The following is a 20879-nucleotide window of genomic DNA, read 5'->3' as shown; positions in this document are numbered from 1 at the left end:
TCGGTTCATGGATCTGCTGAGCACCCTGGTGGACAAGGGCCTGCGCCTGGAACCACCCACCCGCGCCGAAGCGTTGGCCGTACTGGCGACCTCCGACGACGAACTGCTCGACGTGGTGGCCGCCGCGGGGAAGGTGCGCCGCGCGTGGTTCGGGCGGCGGGTGAAGCTCAACTACCTGGTGAACCTGAAGTCCGGGCTGTGCCCCGAGGACTGCTCCTACTGCTCCCAGCGGCTGGGCTCGCAGGCCGGGATCCTCAAGTACACCTGGCTCAAACCGGATGAGGCTCTCGCCGCGGCGAACGCCGGGGTCGCGGGCGGCGCGCGCCGGGTGTGCCTGGTCGCCAGCGGGCGCGGCCCCACCGACCGGGACGTGGAGCGGGTCTCCGAGACCATCGCGGCGATCCGGGACGAGCACGGCGCCGGGGTGGAGGTGTGCGCCTGTCTCGGGCTGCTCTCACCGGGGCAGGCGGCGCGGCTGCGCACGGCGGGGGCCGACGCGTACAACCACAATCTCAACACCTCCGAGGCCACCTACGAGGACATCTGCACGACGCACGACTACGCCGACCGGGCCGACACGGTGCGGCAGGCGCGGGAGGGCGGCCTGTCGCCGTGCTCCGGTCTGATCGCGGGCATGGGCGAGAGCGACGAGGACCTGGTGGACGTGGCGTTCGCGCTGCGCGAGCTGGACGTGGACTCGGTGCCGGTGAACTTCCTGATCCCCTTCGAGGGCACGCCGCTCGCGGGGCAGTGGGATCTGACGCCGCAGCGGGCGCTGCGCATCCTGGCGATGGTCCGGTTCGTCTGCCAGAACACGGAGGTTCGGGTCGCGGGCGGGCGGGAGGTGCACCTGCGGACGCTTCAGCCACTGGCGCTGCACGTCGCGAACTCGATCTTCCTAGGCGACTACCTCACCAGCGAGGGGCAGCCGGGCCGGGCCGATCTGGAGATGATCGCCGACGCGGGCTTCGAGGTGGAGGGGGCCGTGGCGGAGCCCCCGGCCGGGGACGGCACGGCTGGGGACGGTACGGCCGGGGACGGCACGGCCAGGGCGAACACCGCTCGCGAGAGTGCGGAGGTGCCGGTCGCGGTGCGCCGCAGGGGCGCGGGTACCGAGCTGCCGCCCAATGCCTGAGACCGGCGGGACAGCGTGGTCCGAGCAGGCGGAGGAGGCGGCACGGCTGCTCGCGCTGGACCGCCGGCATGTCTGGCATCCCTACGGCCCGATGCCCGGCCGCGCCGAGCCGCTGCTGGTGGAATCGGCGCGGGGGGTGCGGCTGCGGCTGGCCGGCCCGGTGCCGGCGGGCGGACACCGGGAGCTGATCGACGGAATGTCCTCGTGGTGGTCGGCCGTGCACGGCTACCGCCACCCGGTCCTGGACGCCGCCGCCCGGGAGCAGTTGGGGCGGATGAGCCATGTGATGTTCGGCGGGCTGACGCACGGGCCCGCCGTCCGGCTCGCGGCGCGGCTGGTGGAGATCTCCCCCGGCCCGCTGGAGCATGTGTTCCTCGCCGACTCGGGCTCCGTGTCGGTCGAGGTCGCGCTGAAGATGTGCCTGCAGTACTGGCGTTCGCTGGGGCGGCCGGAGAAGCGGCGGCTGCTGACCTGGCGGGGCGGCTACCACGGGGACACCTGGCACGCCATGTCCGTGTGCGACCCCGAGGGCGGCATGCACGAGCTGTGGTCGGGGGCGCTGCCGGGACAGGTGTTCGCGCCCCCGCCGCCGGCCGGGTTCGCGGCCGGGCCGAGCGAGGAGTACGTGCGCGAGCTGCGGTCGCTGATCGCCCGGCACGCCGGTGAACTGGCGGCGGTGGTGGTCGAGCCGGTGGTGCAGGGGGCGGGCGGGATGCGGTTCCACTCCCCCGCGTATCTGCGGGTGCTGCGGGAAGCCTGCGACACGTACGGTGTGCTGCTGGTCTTCGACGAGATCGCCACCGGATTCGGCCGCACGGGGCAGCTGTTCGCGGCGGATCATGCCGGAGTGGCACCCGATGTGATGTGTGTGGGCAAGGCGCTGACCGGCGGCTACCTGACGCTGGCGGCGACCTTGTGCACGGGGCGGGTGGCCGGGGGCATCTCGCGCGGGGCGGTGCCGGTGCTCGCGCACGGTCCGACGTTCATGGGGAGCCCGCTGGCCTGCGCGGTCGCCGACGCGTCGATCGGGCTGCTGCTCGACCAGGACTGGCGGGGCGAGGTCCGCCGGATCGAGGCCGGGCTGCGCGCGGGTCTCGCGGCGGCGGCCGGGGTGCCCGGGGTGCGGGAGGTACGGGTGCTGGGGGCGATCGGGGTGATCCAGCTGGATCACGAGGTCGACCTCGCGGCGGCGACGGCCGCCGCGGTGCGGGCCGGGGTGTGGCTGCGGCCGTTCCGGGACCTCGTCTACACCATGCCGCCCTACATCACCGGCGACGCGGACCTGGAACGGATCTGCGCGGCGGCGGTGGCCGCGGCCCGGGCCGGATAGGGGTCCACGACGATGCGGAACGGAGCGTGCGGGATGTCGGGGAAGGTACTGGTCGTCACCGGGACGGGAACCGGTGTGGGCAAGACGGTGGTGACGGCGGCGCTGGCCGCCCGGGCGCTGGCGCGCGGCGAGCGGGTGGCCGTGCTCAAGCCGGCCCAGACCGGCGTGGCGGACGGGGAGCCGGGGGACGCGGCCGAAGTGGCGCGGCTCGCGGGCCCGGTGACGACCTGTGAACTGGCCCGTTACCCGGACCCGCTGGCACCCGCCACGGCGGCCCGGCTGGCGGGGCTGCCGCCGGTACGGCCGGCGGAGGTCGCCAAGGCCGCACTCGACCTGGCGGCCGGCCATGATCTGGTTCTGGTGGAAGGCGCGGGCGGGCTGCTGGTGCGCTTCGACGACATGGGCGCCACCCTGGCCGACGCGGCGGCGCTGCTGGAGGCCCCGGTGGTGGTGGTCACCACGGCCGGCCTGGGCACGCTCAACGACGCCGCGCTGACCACGGAGGCGCTCCGTACCCGGGGCCTGGCCTGCCACGGCCTGATCATCGGCGCCTGGCCCGCCACCCCCGACCTGGCCTCCCGCTGCAACCTCACCGACCTCCCGGCGGTGTGCGGCGGCGCACCGGTGCTGGCCCGCATCCCCTCGGACGCCGCTTCCCTCCCACCCCAGAAGTTCCGCCGGGCGGCACCACGATGGCTCGGCGACGCGTGAGCGTCAGCGCCCATCTTCCTTGCCGTGACGCCGGATCGATCCCGCTCGCCGCCCGGCTCCGGGCAGATACGCACTGTGATAGAACACAGAACATCCGAAGATCTTTCCGGAAACTCTTGTCTGCGCGGGGTCACGCCGCTTAGCATCTCGCCACTGGTCGAATCGATTCGACGAATCGATTCGAACTCAAGGCGAGGGCGGACTCCGTGAGGAGCGGGATGGCAACGATCAAGGATGTCGCCGAGCGGGCGGGGGTGGCCCCCAGCACCGTCTCCTACGTGCTGAGCGGGTCGCGCAAGATCTCCGAGGAGACGCAGAACGCGGTACGCGCCGCCATCCGTGACCTCGGGTACCACCCGCGCGCCAGCGCCCGCGCGCTGCGCAGCGCGCGCAGCGACGTACTCGTGCTGGCGGTCCCCCGCGAAACGGGCAAGTACCGGGCGATGGACGGCCGTTTCGCCATCGAGTTCAGCGACGCCGCCCGTGGCCACGGCTACGACGTCCTGATGATGACCGACCAGGACGGGGTCGGCGGGCTCAGCCGGATCGCCCGCAGTGGGCTGGCCGACGCGGCCGTGCTGATGGCCGTCCAGGTGCAGGACCCGCGCGTCGCCGCGCTGCGCGCGCTGAACTTCCCCACCGCCCTGCTCGGTCACGGCAGTGAGCAGGACGAGACCGACGTCCCGTGGGTGGACCTCGACTGGGAGGCGGCGGTGGCCCTGGCGGTACGGGAGACGGCCGCCGCCGGGCACCGGCGGATCGTGTTCCTGTCCTCCGCCGACCACGAGATCGAGGCCCGCCGCGGTTACGCCATGCACGGCCTGGACGGCGCCCGCGCCGCCGCCGCGCAGACCGGGGCCGACGTACGGATCGTGCCCTCCAGCGGTGACCCCGACGTGCTGGCCAAGCGGCTGCGCGAGGTGCTGCTGACCGATCCGGCGCAGCGGCCCACCGCCCTGGTGGTGCAGCATCTGATCCTGCTGCCCGAACTGCTGCGGGAGCTGGCCGCACTCGGCCTGGACGGGCCGGGCGCGCTGAGCGTCGTGCTGGTCGGCACGCTGCCGGACGAACCGGCGCTGGCCGGCTTTCCCCGGATCGAACTGCCGGTGGGCCGGATGTCGGCCGCCGTCGCCGAACTGGCCGTGGCGGCGATCGCCGCCCGTGGCGCGGGCGCCGTGCCGGCCCCGGACGGCTCGCACCAGCTCATCACCCCGGTGATGGCCGAGGGGGCGACGATCCCGCCTCCCTGAGCGCACTGCCGGCCCACCGGCCGGCCCGCCCTCTTTCCTTCTCAACGCCGCGAATGGAAATGACCACATGACCACATGCCGCAGACGGCGGATACCCGTCTCCGCGCTCGCCCTCACCCTGGCGGGCGCGACCGTGGCCGGCGGGCTCACGGCCTGTGCAGCGCAGCCCGACCCCGGCACGGTCACGGTGCTCAACTCCGCCACCGACGCCAAGGAGCACACGGCCAACCAGGCCTTCTTCGACACCTGCGCCGAGCCGCTGGGGCTGAAGGTCAAGCAGATCAGCGTGCCGGCCGACCAGGTCGCCACCAAGGCGCTGCGCATGGCCTCCTCCGACTCCCTGCCCGACATCCTCGAACTCGACGGCTCGGAGCTGGCCCAGTTCGCCGAGACGGATGGTCTGCGCCCGCTGGCGGAGACCGGTTTCGACGCCGAGGGCTTCTCGGACAGCGCCGTCTCCCTGGGCTCCTACGACGGGACGCAGTACGGGGTGGCCAGGTCGGTGAACTCCCTGGCACTGATCTACAACACCACGATGCTCGCGGACGCCGGGCTCGAACCACCCACCACCTGGGAGGAGCTGCGGGCGACCGCCGCCGCGCTCACCCAGGGCAACACCTACGGCATGGCGTTCAGCGCCAGCCCCAACGCGGACGGTGTCTACCAGTTCCTGCCGTTCTTCTGGTCGGCCGGCGGCGACGAGGCGCACCTGGCCGAGGGCACCGGGGGCCAGGAGGCACTCCAGTTGTGGAAGGACCTGGTGGACGACGGGTCGGCCTCCCGTTCCGTCGTCAACTGGAACCAGCAGGACGTGAACGACCAGTTCGTCTCGGGCCGCACCGCGATGATGGTGAACGGGCCCTGGCAGGTGCCGGTGCTCAGCGCGCAGGACTCGGTGGAGTGGGCGGTGGCCTCCATCCCGGTGCCGCAGGCCGGGCAGGACCCGGTGCCGCCGATCGGCGGCACGGTGATGACGGTGCCCAAGAACAGTGACACCGACCGCGAGCGCAACGCCGGGGCGATCCTCAACTGCCTCAACTCCGAGCAGAACCAGCTGGGCTGGGGCGAGCGCGTGAACAATGTGCCCACCCGGGCGGATGCCGCCCAGGCGTACCGGGAGCAGAATCCGGAGCTGGCGCCGTTCGCCGATCTGGTGGCCACCGCCCGTTCGCGCACCGCCGAGGTCGGCACCCGCTGGCCGATGGTGGGCGACGCGCTCGCCGGCGCGTTCCAGTCGGTGCTGACCGGGCGTTCCTCGCCCGCGCAGGCCCTTGAGCGCGCCGCGCAGCAGGCCGGGGAGTGAGGACGCGATGACGACGACCGTGACCCCCGAACGTACGCCGGAGCCCGCGCCGGCCCCCGCCCCCGCCGGGCACCGCTCCTCCGCCCGGCGCCGCCGGGTGTACCAGTGGCTGTTCGTGGCCCCGGCGGTGCTCTATCTGCTGGCCTTCTTCGGCTTCCCGCTGGTGCGCAACATCCTGATGAGCTTTCAGGAGTACACGCCCACCACCTACTTCACCGGTGAGGCCCCCTTCAACGGCCTCGACAACTGGCGCGCGGTCTTCTCCAACGAGCTGTTCGGCGACGCGCTGTGGCAGACCGTGCTGTTCACCGTCGGTTCGCTGGTCGGGCAGTTCACGATCGGCCTCGCCCTGGCGGTGTTCTTCACCCGGCGCTTCCCGCTGTCGGGGGCGGTGCGCGCGGTGCTGCTGCTGCCGTGGCTGGTGCCGATGGTGGTCTCCGCCGTGGTGTGGCGGCGGATCATGGACGAGGACCACGGGGTCCTCAACAGCTTCCTGGAGACGCTGGGGCTGTCCGGCGGCGGCGTGCCGTGGCTGTCCAGCCCGAGCGTGGCCCTGCTGTCGGCGGTGCTGGTCAACATCTGGATCGGCATCCCGTTCAACATGGTGATCCTGTACGGGGGTCTGCAGGAGATCCCGCGCGAGGTGCACGAGGCGGCGGCGCTGGACGGCGCCGGTCCGTGGCGGACCTTCCGCAGCGTCACCCTGCCGATGCTGCGCCCGGTGGTGACGGTGGTCCTGGTGCTGGGGTTCATGTCGACGGTCAAGGTGCTGGATCTGATCCTGGCCCTGACCGGCGGCGGCCCGGCCGATTCCACCCAGACGCTGGGCACGATGACGTACCAGTTGTCCTTCCTTCAGCTCGACTTCGGTCAGGGCGCCGTGGTGGGCAACGTCCTCATTCTGATCAGCGCCGTGTTCGCGGTCCTGTATCTGCGGGTCAACCGGGCCAACGCCGGCCGGGGGAAGTGATCGACGATGACGACGATGACGAAGTCCACCCGGAGAAGCCGCCTCTCCACGGTCCTGGCGCTACTGATCCTGGCCGTGATGCTCTTCCCGGTGTACTGGATGATCTCCACGGCGCTGCAGCCGCACTCCAGCATCGCCTCCACCGCTCTGGTGCCGACCTCGCCGAGCCTGGAGAACTTCCGGGCGGCCTTCGAGACGCAGGGCGGTTCGCTGCTGACCTCCCTGGTGGTGTCGCTGGGCGCGGTGGTGGTGTGTCTGGCGCTGGCCGCGCCGGCGGCGTACGGCTTGGCGCAGTTCGGGTTGCGCGGCAGCCGCGGCATCGTGTTCGGGACGCTGATCACCCAGATGGTGCCGGGCATCGTGGTGGCGAACGCCCTGTACAGCGCGTACGCCGAGCTGGGCCTGGTCAACTCGTACGCGGGGCTGATCCTGGCGGACGCCTCGCTGGGGCTGCCGTTCGCGATCGTGCTGCTGCGCGCGTTCATGGTGTCGATCCCGTCCGAGGTGATCGAGGCGGCGATGGTGGACGGCGCGAACCGGTTCACGGCGTTCGTGCGCATCGTGCTGCCGATGAGCCGCAACGCGCTGATCACCGCCGGGCTGTTCGCCTTCCTCTTCGCCTGGGCCGATTTCATCTTCGCGCTGACGCTGAACACCACCGACGACGTGAAGCCGGTGACGCTGGGCATCTATCAGTTCATCGGCGCCCATGTCAGTGACTGGGGAGCGGTGATGGCCACCTCCGTGCTCTCGGCGATTCCGGCCGCGATCCTGCTGGTGGTGGCGCAGAAGTACATCGCCGCCGGGATCTCCGGCGGGTCGATCAAGTGAGCCCTCTCCCGCGCCCAGTTCCCTCCCCGTCCGCCCACTTCGTCCAAGGGATGCCTGAATCATGACTGCCACCCCTGAATTCCCCGCGTTCCCGCCCGGGTTCTTCTTCGGTGCGGCCACCGCCAGCTACCAGATCGAGGGCGCCCACGACGTGGGCGGCCGTGGCCCGTCCATCTGGGACACCTACGCCCGCACACCGGGCAGGGTGGCAGGCGGTGACACCGGGGACGTGGCCTGCGACCACTACCACCGCTACAAGGAGGACGTGGCGCTGCTGAAGGAGCTGGGGGTGGACAGCTACCGCTTCTCCGTCGCGTGGCCCCGGATCCAGCCCACCGGCAGCGGCAAGGCCAACAGCGAGGGCCTGGACTTCTACGACCGGCTGGTGGACGAGCTGCTGGCCGCCGGCATCTCCCCCGCCGCCACGCTCTACCACTGGGATCTGCCGCAGGCACTGGAGGACCAGGGCGGCTGGCGGGTGCGCGAGACGGCGGAGCGGTTCGCCGACTACACGGCGCTGGTGGCCGAGCGGCTCGGGGACCGGGTGCCGCGCTGGATCACCCTCAACGAGCCGTTCTGCAGCGCATTCGTGGGGTACGCGATCGGCCGGCACGCGCCCGGCGCCCGTGAGGGGCGCGGCGCGCTGGCGGCGGCCCACCATCTGCTGGTGGGGCACGGCCTGGCCGTCCGGGCGCTGCGCGCGGCGGGCGCCACCGAGGTCGGCATCACCCTCAACCCGGACCGGCTGCTGCCGGCCTCGGAGTCGGAGGCGGACGCCGGGGCGGTGCGCCGTGCCGAGACGCTGCACAACGAGGTGTGGTTCGACCCGCTGTTCGCCGGCCGCTACCCGCTGCACGAGGCGGAGACCTGGGGCGAACTGGCCGACGGCGCCGAGGAGTACCGGCGCGAGGACGACCTGATCACCATCGGCGCTCCGCTGGACTTCACCGGCATCAACTACTACCGGCCGATCACGGTGACCGACGCGCCCCACCAGGACCCGGACCCGGCCACCCGTACCGCCGCCGACATCCGGGTCGCCGAGACCTGGCGCGACGACGTGCGGCACACCACCATGGGCTGGCCGGTGGTCCCGCACACCTTCACCGATCTGCTGGTGGACCTGCAACGGCGCTACCCTGGGCTGCCGCCGCTGATCATCACCGAGAACGGCTCGGCCGAGGCCGATGTGGTCTCCCCCGACGGCCAGGTGCACGACGCCGACCGGGTGTCCTACCTGGCGGGGCATCTGGCGGCCGTGGCCGACGCCGTGTCCGCGGGCGTGGACGTCCGCGGCTACTACGTCTGGTCCCTGCTCGACAACTTCGAGTGGGCCTACGGCTACGACCAGCGATTCGGCATCGTCCGGGTGGACTACGCCACCCTGGAGCGACTGCCCAAGGACAGCTACCGCTGGTACCAGGGGCTGATCGCCGCACACCGTGCCACCAGCACGCGGTAACCGTCGCACGGCAGCACCGTACGAGCAGCATTCGCATCCCGAGGAGCAGGAGAAGCAGTGAAGTTCACCGATGGCTACTGGCTGACGCGAGAGGGCGTGAAGCTGTCCTACGCCACGGAGGTCGGGGATGCCGTGGTCGCGGACGGCAGATTCACCCTCTACGCCCCGGTGCGGCACGTGGAGCGCCGCGGCCACACGCTCAACAGCGCGCTGGTGACGGTGGAGTGCTCCTCGCCCGCCGAGGGGGTGATCTCGGTGCGCTCCACCCATCACGCCGGGGCGGTCGAGCGCGGCCCCGAGTTCGCGCTGCTTCCGGACCCGGCGGACGCGCCGGGGAAGGTCACCCGGGACGGCTCGGTCCTCGAACTGTCCAGCGGTTCTCTCGCGTTGCGGGTGGACACCGAGGGGCCCTGGCGCCTGGACTTCCTGGCGGACGGCACGGTGCTGACCTCCGCCGAGAAGCGCGGGACCGGCTTCGCGGTCACCGACAACGGCCAACACCACGCGCTGGGGCAGCTGTCGCTGGGCATCGGCGAGCTGGTGTACGGGCTGGGCGAGCGGTTCACTCCGTTCACCAAGAACGGCCAGACCGTGGACATCTGGCAGGCCGACGGCGGCACCGCCAGCGAGCAGGCGTACAAGAACATCCCGTTCTATCTCACCAACCGCGGCTACGGCGTCTTCGTGCGGCACCCGGGCAAGGTGTCCTACGAGATCGCCTCGGAGTCGGTGGGCCAGGTCCAGTTCAGCGTGGAGGACCAGTCCATCGAGTACCTGGTGATCCACGGGCCCACGCCCAAGGAGATCCTGGACCGCTTCACGGCGCTGACGGGCCGTCCGGCGCTGCCGCCGGCCTGGTCGTTCGGCCTGTGGCTGTCGACGTCGTTCACCACCGACTACGACGAGGCGACCGTCAACCGCTTCGTGTCCGGTATGGCCGAGCGCGAGATCCCGCTGAGCGTCTTCCACTTCGACTGCTTCTGGATGAAGGAGTACCAGTGGTGCGACTTCACCTGGGACCCGGACGTCTTCCCGGACCCGGAGGGGATGCTGCGAAGGCTCAAGGACGACCGCGGGCTGCGGATCTGCGTGTGGATCAACCCGTACATCGGGCAGAAGTCGCCGCTGTTCGCCGAGGCCAAGGCGCTGGGCCATCTGGTGCGCAAGGCGAACGGCGACGTGTGGCAGTGGGACCTGTGGCAGGCCGGCATGGGCCTGGTGGACTTCACCAGCCCCGCGGCGCGCACCTGGTACCAGGACAAGCTGCGCACGCTCCTGGGGCAGGGCGTGGACTGCTTCAAGACGGACTTCGGGGAGCGCGTCCCCACCGATGTGGTGTGGCACGACGGTTCCGAGCCGCAGCGGATGCACAACTACTACACGCAGCTGTACAACGAGGCGGTCTTCGAGGTGCTGACCGAGGCGCGCGGTGAGGGCGAGGCGGTGCTGTTCGCGCGCTCGGCGACGGCGGGCGGGCAGCAGTTCCCGGTGCACTGGGGCGGCGACTGCGAGTCGACGTTCACGGCGATGGCGGAGTCGCTGCGCGGCGGTCTGTCGCTGGGGCTGTCCGGCTTCGGGTTCTGGAGCCACGACATCGGCGGCTTCGAGGGCACCCCGACGCCCGAGGTCTTCAAGCGCTGGGTGCAGTTCGGACTGCTGTCCTCGCACAGCCGGCTGCACGGCTCCAACTCCTACCGCGTCCCGTGGGACTACGACGAGGAGGCGGTGACGGTCACCCGGGACTTCACCCGGCTCAAGCACCGGCTGATGCCGTACCTGTTCGAGGCGGGGGTGCGGGCCCGGCAGCACGGTACGCCGGTGATGCGGGCGATGGTGCTGGAGTTCCCGCACGATCCGGCCACCCACACCCTTGACCGGCAGTACATGCTCGGCGGGGATCTGCTGGTGGCGCCGGTGCTGTCGGCCGGCGGCGAGGTCGAGTACTACGTACCGGCCGGGACCTGGACACATCTGCTGAGCGGGGAGCAGATCCAGGGTCCGGGCTGGCGGCGGGACCACTTCGGCTTCGACTCCCTGCCGCTGCTGGCCCGGCCCGGCTCGGTGATCCCGCTCGGTGACGCGGAGCGCGCCGCCGAAGGGGTGGAGTACGACTGGGCGGACGGGGTGACGCTGCGGGTGCACGCCCCGGCGGACGGTGTGGAGACGGTGACGGCGCTGCCGGCGCCCGACGGCTCCACGGCGGTCACCTTCCGCACCCGGCGGGACGGCGACGCGGTGACGGTCACCGCCGAGGCGGCCCAGGGCGCGGCGCTCGGCCCCTGGCAGGTGCAGCTGGCGGGCCCCGACGGCTACGCCGCCCCGGTCGCCGCCGGCGCGGGCAGCTCCTCGCTGACGGTGCGCACGGCCGTCTGACGCGGTCCACGGAGCCCCGCGACCTGCCCGCAGGTCGCGGGGCTCCGTGGTGTGTGGGCGGGCCGCGAGCGGGCACCCGGGGGCGGATCGTCCGTCGCGGGGAGGGCTGACCCGAGGAGGGATCCGGTGAGTGCGAAGACCGAGGCGCTGGCGCGGGCCGTGGTGGAGGAGTGCGGCCAGACGTACGCGGAGCAGGCCGGCATCCGGCTGAAGGACACACCGGCGCCGCTGTACCAGGTGCTGGTGCTGTCGCATCTGCTGTCCGCGCGGATCAAGGCCGATGTGGCGGTGGCCGCCGCCCGGGCGCTGTTCGACGCCGGGATGCGCACGCCGCGCGCCATGGCGGACGCCACCTGGCAGCAGCGGGTCGACGCGCTGGGGGTGGGGCACTACCGCCGCTACGACGAGCGGACCGCCACCCAGCTGGGGGACGGAGCCCGGTTGCTGCTGGACCGGTACGGCGGGGATCTGCGGCGGCTGCGCGAGGAGCCCGGGGATGTCGGCGAACGGCTCCAGGAGTTTCCCGGCATCGGCCCGCTGGGGGCGACCATCTTCCTGCGGGAGGTACAGGGCGTGTGGCCCCGGTACGCGCCCTACATCGACGGCAAGGCGCTGGACGGGGCGCAGCGGGTGGGGCTGCCGCGTTCGCCGCGCGCGCTGAACCGGCTGGTGGGGCAGCGGGAGCTGCCGCGGCTGACGGCGGGGCTGGTGCGGGTCGCGCTCAACAAGGGCCTGGCCGAGGATGTACGTTCTCTGGCGCGCAACTGACAGTGCGCGCCGTGCGGTGGGTTTTCACGCTCATCCATCCGGGGACCCACAGCGGGGCATGCATGCCACGGCGCGCGGGAGGACGGATGAGCGGGATCGATGCGGGCGAGCTGGACACGCTGTGGGCGGAGTTCCGTGGCGTGGTGAACATGACCTCGCACGAGCTCTCGGCCTGGCTGCGCACGGCCGGCGGTGATCCGGGGCGGACCCACGGGCGCGGAGTCCTGGCCATTTTGCGCAAGCGCCGGATCGATCTGACGGCGGAGGACGTGCGGCTGATGCGCGAGGTGCTGGCCACCGTGCGGTCGGCCACCGCGACCGGGGGCGCGGGTGCCGGGGTGGGCGAGCGACGCTACCGGCTGATGTCGCTGGGGCACGACCCGCTGCGCTGACCGGCCGCCGCCACGGCCGCCAGACCGCGCGGGACGTCCGGGCGCAGCAGCCAGTGCGGGTCCGGCTCGCCCCGCACCTGGTGGCGGATGCCCGACAGCCGTGCGCCGCCCGGCAGTTCGCGTAACGCCGCGAGGTTCTCGGCGATGGCCGGGTCGCACAGGTCACTCCAGCCGACCACCCCGGCCACCGGGGCGCCGTCCACCTGCCCGGCGGCCAGGGCCAGCAGTTCGGGGGTTTCCTCGGGGACCGTGACGGTCTGCACCAGCACGGTGCCCACCACGTCGGCCGCACGGGCCGGCGGCGCCAGGTCGGCCAGGGAGAAGTCGCGGCGGATCGGGGCGAGTTCCGGTTCGGCGAGCCATTCCTGATCACGGACGGCGAGGTCCCACACATGGTGATGCGCGTCGATGACGTTCACCGCCGCTCCTCTGCCCCGGCCGGGACCGGAGCGTGCGGGGGCAGCAGCCCCTCGGCGCGCAGTTCCTCCCACAGTCCGTCCGGGACCGGATGCCCGGACATCGCCACCGCGTCCCGCACCTCGGCAGCCGACCGCGCGCCGACCAGCACACTCACCACGGCCGGGTGCCCCAGCGGGAAGCGCAGGGCGGCGGCGCGCAGCGGTACGCCGTGCCGGGCGGCGATGTCCTTGATCCGCAGGGCACGGCGCAGCAGCGGCTCGGGGGCCGGGCGGTAATCGTAGGAGGCGCCGGGGCGGGGGTCGGCGAGCAGTCCGCTGTTGAAGACCCCGCCGATGACGACGCCCACGCCACGGGCCGCGGCGGCCGGCAGCAGTTCGCTCAGCCCGTCCTGGTCCAGGAGGGTGTAGCGGCCCGCCAGCAGGACCACGTCGATGTCGGTGTCCCGTACGAAGCGGGCCGGCATCGCCGACTGGTTCATGCCGACACCGATGGCGCCGACCGTGCCCTCGGCGCGCAGCCGTTCCAGCGCGGGGTAGGCCTCGGTGAGCGCCTGGTGCTCGTGGTCGTCCGGGTCGTGCAGCAGGACCAGGTCGGCGCGGTCCAGGCCGAGACGTTCCAGGCTGGCCTCCAGGGAGCGCCGTACGCCGTCGGCCGTGAAGTCCCACTGCCTGCGGTGGGTGGCCGGGACACCGGGGAACCCGTACGCGCCGTCGTCGCCCGCCGCGGCCTTCCCCTCGTGGGGCACCAGCAGCCGGCCGACCTTGGTGGAGAGCGTCAGTTCGGCGCGGGGCCGGTGGGCCAGCGCCGCGCCGAGCCGGCGCTCGGACAGGCCGATCCCGTAGTGCGGTGCCGTGTCGAAGCCGCGGATGCCCAGTTCCCAGGCGGTGTCCACGGTCTGCCGGGCCTGTTCCCCGGACACCGGGGAGCCCAGGCCGGCCAGCGGTGCGCCGCCGAGGGAGAGTTCGCTGAAGGTGAGGCCGCCCCGCAGCCGGCGGCGGCGGAGCGTCATGAGGAACGGTCCGGCGCGTCGCCACCGCGCGGGCGCAGTCGCAGCCCGGCCATGCCCCCGTCGACGGCGAGCGCGGTGCCGGTGACGGATCCGGCGGCGGGCGAGGCCAGGTAGGCGATGGCCGCGGCCACCTCCTCGGCGCTCACCAGCCGCCCCATGGGCTGACGTGCGGTCAGCGCGGCGCGTTCGGCCTCGGGGTCCTCGGCCGCCGCGAGCAGCCGGCCGACCCAGGGAGTGTCGGCCGTACCGGGGTTGACACAGTTGACGCGGATGCCCTCGGCGATGTGGTCGGCCGCCATCGCCTGGGTGAGCGAGAGGACGGCGCCCTTGGTGGCCGAGTACAGAGCACGCTGCGGCAGCCCGGCGGTGGCGGCGATGGAGCAGGTGTTGACGACGGCGGCCCGCTCGGAGGCGCGCAGCAGCGGCAGGGCGGCACGGGTGGTGCGCACGATGCCCAGCACGTTGATGTCCCAGACCCGGTGCCACTCCTCGTCGTTGTTGTCCTCGACGGTGCCGGCCGCGCCGATGCCGGCGTTGTTTACGAGGATGTCGAGGCCGCCGAGCGCGGTGCCGGCGGCGGAGACGGCCGCGCGCACGGAGATGTCGTCGGCCACGTCCGCGCGGTAGCCGCGCAGCGGTGCGGTGGCCGGGGCGGGGTCGAGGTCCAGTACGGCGACGTCGGCGCCCCGGGCGGCGAGCAGCCGGGCGGTGGCCAGGCCGATGCCGGAGCCGCCGCCGGTGACCAGGGCGCGCAGCCCGGCGAGTTCACCGGGGGCGCTCATCGGTCCGCCCGCCGGTCGCTGCCGGTACGGGGCTGGGGGCGCGGGGCCGTGACGAGGGGCATCGGCTGCCTTCCGGATCGGCGGGTTCGGCGGTGCGGACGGCAGGGCCGCTCACCGCGTGGAAACCCTAGAAGCCGCCCGGGGGCGGCACAAGACACCGGCCGCCCCGACCCCGCGTCAGTCGCCCACCGCTCCCGTCGGCTTGGGCGCCGGGACGCCGCCCGGCCGCCGTACGGGGGCGGGTTGCCGGGCGATGGCACGCCACCACAGGTCGGGGGCGGGCGGGGCGGCCGGTTCGAAGGAGGCGCCGGGCCGGGGCACCACCGCGCGCACGCCCTGCCGTTCGCACTCGGCGAGCGTCCGCTCGGCGGGCTCGTCCCACGGATGCAGCGCCAGGTTGAACGTCCCCCAGTGGATGGGCAGCAGCACGCCTGGCTCGCCCGCCGGGCCGCTCAGATCCAGGTGCGCCCTTACCCCTTCCTCCGGGGTCATGTGGATGTCCGGCCAGTACTCCGCGCTGTAGGCGCCGATCTGCATCATCGTGGCGTCGAACGGGCCGAGTTCGGCACCGATCCGGGCGAAACCGGGGAAGTAGCCGGTGTCACCGCTGTGGAAGATCCGGTGCCGCGGCCCGGTGACCGCCCACGAAGCCCACAGGGTCAGCCCGGTGTTGCGCATCCCGCGCCCGCAGAAGTGCTGTCCCGGGGTGGCGGTCAGGGTCAGCTCGCCGGCCGTGGTGGACTCCCACCAGTCCAGTTCGGTGATCCGCTCGGCGGGCACGCCCCAGTGCTCCAGGTGGGCGCCGACCCCCAGCGGTACGGCGAAGGGGGCGCCGGTGTCGATCAGCGCCTTGACGGTGGGCATGTCCAGATGGTCGTAGTGGTCGTGGGAGATGACCACGGCGTCCAGCGGCCCGAGTTCGGCCAGCGGCAGCGGCACCGGGTGCAGCCGCCGGGGCCCGGCGAAGCCGACGGGCGAGCAGCGCTCGCCCCACACCGGGTCGAACAGCACCCGGTGCCCGTCGATCTCGGCGAGCACGGTGGCGTGGCCGAGCCAGGTCAGGCGCAGCCCCGACGCGGCGACGGGACCCGCCTCGCCGGGTGCGGGGGCGAAGGCGGGACGGGCCAGCGGGGGCGCGGCAGTGGGACGACGGCGTACCCGGTCGGCCCGGCGGGTGAAGTCCCTGGCCATCCGCAGCGGGGAGTTCGGGGTGGCGCCGACGGGCTTCTCGTTGCGGAACGCGCCGTCGCGGAACTGGGGTGAGCGCCGGATCCTGGCCAGCCGTTCGCCGGTCGGGTCGGCGCCGAAGGAGTCGGGCCGCACCCTGTTGACGACACCGGCGGACCGCGCCCCGGGGGTGGAGCGCCGGCCTGAGGATGTTGCGGACACGATGACCTCCTCGCCATACCTCCGGTCACTGTAACCGAACGGGGTGTCGAGTCCGTTGCCGTGTGTGGTCGGGCGGGGGCCGAAAAATCGATCGCCCGGCTGACTCCCCCGGTCGGGAGCGACCGTAGGGTGACGTCCATGGATCGCACCCGGGCCAGCAAGCGCCGTCTTCCGATCAACGCCGATGGCGGGTGGGCCCTCCTGCTGCTGCTCCTGTGCGGGTGGCACATCGCGGTGGATCCCGAGCTGCGGGACTCGGCGGCGGTGGTGGCGCTGGTGGTCGGGGCGATCATGTCGGCTGCGGTGGCGGTGCGCCGGCGCAGTCCGGAAAAGGTGCTGCTGCTGGCGCTGGTGGTGTGCGTGGTGCAGATCGTGCTGGGCTTCGGCCCGCTGAGCACGATGTTCGCGGTGTTCGTGGCGATAGCGACGGCCGCCAGCCACGGCGCGCCCTGGGCGGCGCGGCTGGCGCTGCTGGGCGGGCTGACGACCGCGCTGCTGGCGGGGGTGGTGACCGCGGCGAGCCAGCCCGATCCGCTGCGGATGGCGTTCGGGGTGGTGCTGTGGCTGTCGGTGCCGTTCACGCTGAGCTGGGCGCTGGGCCACCGGGCCCGGTTCCGGCGCGGCTACCGCCGGCAGCTCGCCGAACGCGCCGCCTCCCAGGCCAGCCTGGACGCCACCTGCCGGCGGGCGGCGCTGGTCACCACGCGGGTGGAGATCTGCCGCGAGATGTACGACATCACCGGACACCGGCTGGCGGGCATGGTGGTGCAGGCGGACGCCGCCGGGCGGGTGCTGGCGACATCGCCGGACCAGGCCGGGCAGGCGCTGGAGGCGATATCGGAAGCGGGCCACGCCTCGAAGCACGAGCTGCGCCAGGCGCGGGTGCTGCTGCGGCAGGGCGACTGACACCGCCGGAAAAGCCCTCCAGGAAGTACCCAGGGAGCATGGTGTGCGAGGCGGCCGGGGACAATCCGCGTGCTGCGGTCGGGCGGTGTGGGGAACACTGGGCGGATGAGCCCGGCGACCCCCCGCGGCGCGCAGGAACGGGCCCTGGCCCATGTCGCCGGGCGGGCCTTTGGCCCTCCGCTGGATCCGGGGCTGCGGGTGACCCTCACCTTCCACCCGGACCGGCTGTGCGACGGCCGGCCGATCCTGGACACCATGGCCGTGGCACCCCGGGTTCCGGCTGGAGGTGCGTGAACTCCTGCGGCATTCCGGCTATCGCGGTCCCGAGTACGTCGACCTGGGCGCACGGATCGCCGTCGGCGGCGTACTCGATCCGCACGTCGTCGCGGACGCGGCGCGGACCGGTGACCACGACCCGCAGGCGCTCAAGAAGGTGTGGCACCGCCTGGCGCGTTTCGGGGCGCCGGGCACCGCCGCCGGGCAGACGGCGCGCCCGGCACCGGCCCGGGGGGCGGTCCTCGACGGTCCGGGCGGAGCGGCAGGTCCGGCGGGCTGAGGGCCGCGCCGGTCAGGAGGGGCCGACGGCCTTGTCCGCCATGTCCTGGAGATCCGGCAGGATCTCGTGGACGGCGCTGTCGCCCGGCTGGTCGCCGATCCAGTCGATGAGCTGCTGCCGGGTGATGACCACCGTCGAGCGGTTCACGTCCTCCGCCGCCCAGACCTCGATCCTGGGTGCCTCCCCGGAGTCGACGTACAGCACCGGGTCATCGGCCGGGGAGGCGAGCAGGGTCCGGACGTGGAAGGCGGTGATCGCTGGGGCGGGTGCGTGGTCCATGTCAGCCTCCGGGGTCATGGTGCGGACTCGTAGTACTCCTTCTCCAGTACGCGCGCCTCACACCTGCCGCCGCCCCGCGCCCGCCGGTTCCCGGCTCCGCGCCCCCGGCGGTGCCGTGCTCAGCGGCGCGGCGCCCAGGCGGCCGGGCCGGTTCTGGCGGGGTCCGGGCGGTGCACGCCGCGCGGGCGGTAGCCGAGCAGGTCGGCCTGGCCGGTGAGGTCGGCGAGCAGCCAGACGATGGCCAGCCACATCTCGGTGCCCTGGAGCCCCGGGGCGCGGCCGGGTCCGCCGCCCTCCGGGGTGGGGCCGAAGCCGAATCCCTGGCCGGGGTGCCACAGTTCCAGGGTGCGGTCCAGCTGGGCCCCGGCCCAGCGCCGGATCTCCTCGGCGCGGTGCGTGCTCTGCCGCCCCGCCAGCCACAAGGGGTGGGCGACGTCCAGGACATAGCAGGCGTTGTCGCGCCCGGGGCCGAACCAGCGCGGGTCGCGGGCGTGGTCGAGCACCGTGTCGATGACCCGTTCGGGGTGCGGTACGGGGACCCCGAACTGGGCGAAGGAGCCGCGCGTCAGCCGGTAGTAGCCGTTGACGAGCTGGAGCTTCCCCTGGTCGGGGCGGGTGCCGCCCCACATGCCGGTACGGGGGTCGGCGCGGGTGAGCAGCCAGCCGAACAGCGCCTCCAGCGCGCCGGGGCCCGCCGGTTCGGTGCCCAGTGTCAGGTTCCAGTGCGCGGCGGTGGCCACCGCGTCCACCCAGCTCCCCGCGTGCCAGGCGCGTTCGTCCCAGGGCTGGTTCGCCAGGCGTTCCAGCAGCCGCGCGGCGGAGAGCCCGCCGACGGCTCGGACCGGGTGTTCGAAGGAACCGCCGAGCAGGTCGAGGGCGTAGCCCACGGACAGGATGTGGTAGAGCGCGGCACCGTCGTCGACGAAGCCGTCGGGGTCCGGCGCGGGCAGCGGGCCGCCCTTCTCCGGCACCAGTCCGGTGGCCGGGTCCTGGAGCGCGCGCAGCAGGGCGACGTGCCGTTCGGCCGGCAGCTGCGCGGGGGCGGCGTCCAGCAGCAGGTCGGCGATCTCGATCGCGTCGCAGTGCGCGCGGACGGTCGGCTCCGCGCCGGGCCGGTCGCGGTAGGCGGCGCCGTCCCAGGCGCGTTCGAGGATGCCGGGGGCCTGCGCACGGGCGGTGTCGGCGAAGCGGGTGAGCCGTTCCTCGCGGCCTCCGCCACCGGCCGCGCTCCGCCGCTTGCCGTCCCGGTCGCGGCGGTCGCGGATGAAGCGGGCGGGGTTGCCGCCGACCATGGCCCAGTCGGGGACATCCCGGGTGACCACGGCACCGGCTCCGATGACGCAGTGGTCGCCGATGGTGACCCCGTCCAGGATCACCACCTGCGAGCCGATCCACACGTCGTCGCCGATGGTGATCCCCCGGCTGGTGGTGGCCTGTTGGTGGATGCGCCGCTCCGGCGCGGTGGAGTGGTTGAAGCCCAGCAGGGAGGTGTGGGCGCCGATCCGGACCGCCTCGCCGAGGGTGACGGTGCCGCGCACGGTGGTGAAGGGGTTGAAGGTGCAGTCGGCGCCGGTGGTGAGGGTACCGGTGAGATAGGCGTGGGCGGCGACGTAGGACCCCTCCCCCAGGCGCAGCCGGTCGGGGTGGACGGCGGCGCGCGCGGAGACGTAGCAGCGCTCGCCGATCTCGGCGGTGCCCGCGGCGGTCAGCAGCCGCTGGCGCTCGCGCTGGGCGGCGCGCTGCTCCTCGGTGGCCTCGGCCTCGAAGAGCCAGGGAAGGAAGTCGAGCCGGTCGTCGTCGTGGTGGTTCATCCGGAGGGCCTCACCTGGGGCTGGGGTGCGCGGGCGTCGAAGTATGAATCGGTTCAAACGCTAGACGCGCCCCCGGGCCCCGGGCAAGGAGGTGTCCGGGACCCGGGCGCAGCCGGTGAGCGGCCCTCAGTCGCCGCTGCCGAACGCCGCGTCGAAGGAGGCGGCCGGCGGCGGGTAGTCGTACGCGCGCAGCCGGGCCAGCGCCTCGGGGGCGCCCGCGAGCCGGTCCATCCCGGCGTCCTCCCACTCCACGGAGATGGGGCCCTCGTAGCCGATGGCGCCCAGCATCCGGAAGACGTCCTCCCAGGCGACGTCACCGTGGCCCGCGGAGACGAAGTCCCAGCCGCGGCGGGGGTCACCCCACGGCAGGTGGGAGCCGAGCCGCCCGGTGCGGCCGTCGAGGCGCTTGCGGGCCTCCTTGCAGTCCACGTGGTAGATGCGGTCCCGGAAGTCGTACAGGAAGCCCGCCGGGTCCAGGTCCTGCCACACGAAGTGGCTGGGGTCGAAGTTGAGGCCGAACGCCGGGCGGTTGCCGATGGCGTCCAGGGTCTGCCGGGTGGTCCAGTAGTCGTAGGCGATCTCGCCGGGGTGCACCTCGTGGGCGAACCGCACGCCCTCGGCGTCGAAGACGTCCAGGATGGGGTTCCAGCGCTCGGCGAACTCGGCGTAGCCGCGCTCGATCATGGACGGCGGCACCGGCGGGAACATCGCGACCAGGTGCCAGATGGGCGAGCCGGTGAAACCGATGACGGTCTGTACGCCGAAGGCGGCGGCGGCCCGGGCGGTGTCGGCGATCTCGGCGGCGGCGCGCTGCCGTACGCCCTCGGCCTCGCCGTCGCCCCAGATCCGGGCGGGCAGGATGTTCTGGTGGCGTTCGTCGATGATGGCGTCGCTCACCGCCTGGCCGACCAGGTGGTTGGAGATGGCCCAGCACTTGAGGCCGTACTTGGCGAGCAGGGCGTGCCGGCCCTCCAGGTAGCCGGGCTCCTTCAGTGCGCGGTCGACCTCGAAATGGTCGCCCCAGCAGGCGAGTTCCAGTCCGTCGTAGCCGAAGTCGCGGGCCAGCGAGCAGACCTCCTCCAGGGGGAGGTCGGCCCACTGGCCGGTGAACAGGGTGAAGTCACGGGGCATGGTGGTTAACTCCTGTCGACAGGTGCGGGGGCGTACGGCGGCTCCGTCACGCCGGTGTGCGGGCGGCCCTT

19 protein-coding genes and 2 pseudogenes are annotated in these 20879 nt (G+C 73.1%); 14 read left to right on the top strand and 7 right to left on the bottom strand.

Annotated elements, in window-relative coordinates:
- The first annotated feature begins 7 nt into the window (after positions 1-7).
- From bioB to SXIM_RS25110, 11 genes are all read left to right on the top strand, one after another.
- Complete coding sequence (gene bioB, locus SXIM_RS25160; RefSeq protein ID WP_030731647.1) at positions 8-1135, top strand: biotin synthase BioB; 1128 nt, start codon at positions 8-10, stop codon at positions 1133-1135.
- Positions 1128-2465, top strand: coding sequence for an adenosylmethionine--8-amino-7-oxononanoate transaminase (locus SXIM_RS25155; protein ID WP_046725188.1), 1338 nt, complete (start codon positions 1128-1130; stop codon positions 2463-2465). The genes bioB and SXIM_RS25155 overlap by 8 nt, the downstream gene beginning before the upstream one ends.
- A 33-nt stretch (positions 2466-2498) precedes the next feature.
- On the top strand, positions 2499-3176 hold the full coding sequence (bioD, locus tag SXIM_RS25150) for a dethiobiotin synthase (RefSeq protein ID WP_046725187.1): 678 nt from the start codon (positions 2499-2501) through the stop codon (positions 3174-3176).
- Between the two features lie 218 nt (positions 3177-3394).
- Positions 3395-4426 carry a LacI family DNA-binding transcriptional regulator gene (locus tag SXIM_RS25145; protein WP_046725186.1) on the top strand — a complete coding sequence of 344 codons (1032 nt, stop codon included), beginning with the start codon at positions 3395-3397 and terminating at the stop codon, positions 4424-4426.
- A 67-nt stretch (positions 4427-4493) separates the two neighbouring features.
- Positions 4494-5729: a sugar ABC transporter substrate-binding protein gene (locus SXIM_RS25140; RefSeq protein WP_030731639.1), complete on the top strand. Its 1236-nt coding sequence runs from the start codon at positions 4494-4496 to the stop codon at positions 5727-5729.
- Between the two features lie 7 nt (positions 5730-5736).
- Complete coding sequence (locus SXIM_RS25135; protein WP_046725185.1) at positions 5737-6699, top strand: carbohydrate ABC transporter permease; 963 nt, start codon at positions 5737-5739, stop codon at positions 6697-6699.
- 15 nt (positions 6700-6714) lie between these two features.
- Complete coding sequence (locus SXIM_RS25130) at positions 6715-7530, top strand: carbohydrate ABC transporter permease (protein ID WP_234306847.1); 816 nt, start codon at positions 6715-6717, stop codon at positions 7528-7530.
- Positions 7531-7591: 61 nt separating this feature from the next.
- Positions 7592-8992, top strand: a complete 1401-nt coding sequence (locus SXIM_RS25125; protein WP_030731633.1) for a GH1 family beta-glucosidase — start codon at positions 7592-7594, stop codon at positions 8990-8992.
- Between the two features lie 57 nt (positions 8993-9049).
- Complete coding sequence (yicI, locus tag SXIM_RS25120; protein WP_046725184.1) at positions 9050-11365, top strand: alpha-xylosidase; 2316 nt, start codon at positions 9050-9052, stop codon at positions 11363-11365.
- A 126-nt stretch (positions 11366-11491) separates the two neighbouring features.
- Positions 11492-12133, top strand: a complete 642-nt coding sequence (locus tag SXIM_RS25115) for an HhH-GDP family DNA glycosylase (RefSeq protein WP_043177275.1) — start codon at positions 11492-11494, stop codon at positions 12131-12133.
- Positions 12134-12219: 86 nt separating this feature from the next.
- The gene (locus SXIM_RS25110; RefSeq protein ID WP_030731623.1) at positions 12220-12525 is read left to right on the top strand and encodes a DUF3140 domain-containing protein; all 306 of its coding nucleotides are present in this window, start codon (positions 12220-12222) and stop codon (positions 12523-12525) included.
- On the opposite strand, the pseudogene SXIM_RS25105 reads toward SXIM_RS25110, so the two are convergent.
- The 4 genes and pseudogenes from SXIM_RS25105 to SXIM_RS25090 form a co-directional block, all read right to left on the bottom strand.
- Positions 12525-12944, bottom strand: a pseudogene (locus tag SXIM_RS25105) (amidohydrolase family protein); the annotation flags it as partial. The gene SXIM_RS25110 and the pseudogene SXIM_RS25105 overlap by 1 nt on opposite strands.
- Complete coding sequence (locus SXIM_RS25100) at positions 12941-13954, bottom strand: aldo/keto reductase (RefSeq protein WP_030731616.1); 1014 nt, start codon at positions 13952-13954, stop codon at positions 12941-12943. The gene SXIM_RS25100 and the pseudogene SXIM_RS25105, both read right to left, overlap by 4 nt.
- Positions 13951-14736 carry an SDR family NAD(P)-dependent oxidoreductase gene (locus SXIM_RS25095; RefSeq protein WP_030731613.1) on the bottom strand — a complete coding sequence of 262 codons (786 nt, stop codon included), beginning with the start codon at positions 14734-14736 and terminating at the stop codon, positions 13951-13953. The genes SXIM_RS25100 and SXIM_RS25095 overlap by 4 nt, the downstream gene beginning before the upstream one ends.
- A gap of 177 nt (positions 14737-14913) precedes the next feature.
- On the bottom strand, positions 14914-16125 hold the full coding sequence (locus SXIM_RS25090) for an MBL fold metallo-hydrolase (RefSeq protein WP_078847030.1): 1212 nt from the start codon (positions 16123-16125) through the stop codon (positions 14914-14916).
- 138 nt (positions 16126-16263) lie between these two features.
- Between SXIM_RS25090 and SXIM_RS28635 the strand changes: the two genes are divergently transcribed.
- The 3 genes and pseudogenes from SXIM_RS28635 to SXIM_RS25075 all read left to right on the top strand — a co-directional run.
- Positions 16264-17031 (top strand): histidine kinase dimerization/phosphoacceptor domain-containing protein, encoded by a 768-nt coding sequence (locus tag SXIM_RS28635; RefSeq protein WP_046725916.1) that lies wholly within the window; start codon positions 16264-16266, stop codon positions 17029-17031.
- A 105-nt stretch (positions 17032-17136) separates the two neighbouring features.
- On the top strand, positions 17137-17325 hold the full coding sequence (locus tag SXIM_RS25080; protein WP_030731605.1) for a hypothetical protein: 189 nt from the start codon (positions 17137-17139) through the stop codon (positions 17323-17325).
- Positions 17285-17587 (top strand): annotated as a pseudogene (locus SXIM_RS25075) (DUF3626 domain-containing protein); the annotation flags it as partial. The gene SXIM_RS25080 and the pseudogene SXIM_RS25075, both read left to right, overlap by 41 nt.
- Positions 17588-17599: 12 nt before the next feature.
- Here SXIM_RS25075 and SXIM_RS25070 read toward each other — a convergent pair.
- From SXIM_RS25070 to SXIM_RS25060, 3 genes are all read right to left on the bottom strand, one after another.
- Entirely contained in the window at positions 17600-17866 is a 267-nt protein-coding gene (locus SXIM_RS25070; protein WP_148236164.1) for a hypothetical protein, read from the bottom strand.
- A 119-nt stretch (positions 17867-17985) separates the two neighbouring features.
- Positions 17986-19677: an acyltransferase gene (locus SXIM_RS25065; RefSeq protein ID WP_046725182.1), complete on the bottom strand. Its 1692-nt coding sequence runs from the start codon at positions 19675-19677 to the stop codon at positions 17986-17988.
- A gap of 126 nt (positions 19678-19803) precedes the next feature.
- Positions 19804-20808, bottom strand: a complete 1005-nt coding sequence (locus tag SXIM_RS25060; RefSeq protein ID WP_030731597.1) for a sugar phosphate isomerase/epimerase family protein — start codon at positions 20806-20808, stop codon at positions 19804-19806.
- Positions 20809-20879: the final 71 nt, after the last annotated feature.

The organism is Streptomyces xiamenensis (genome assembly GCF_000993785.3).
Classification (GTDB): Bacteria; Actinomycetota; Actinomycetes; order Streptomycetales; family Streptomycetaceae; genus Streptomyces; species Streptomyces xiamenensis.
Note: the sequence above shows the minus strand (reverse complement) of the source record. Positions and strands in the feature narration are given on the sequence as shown.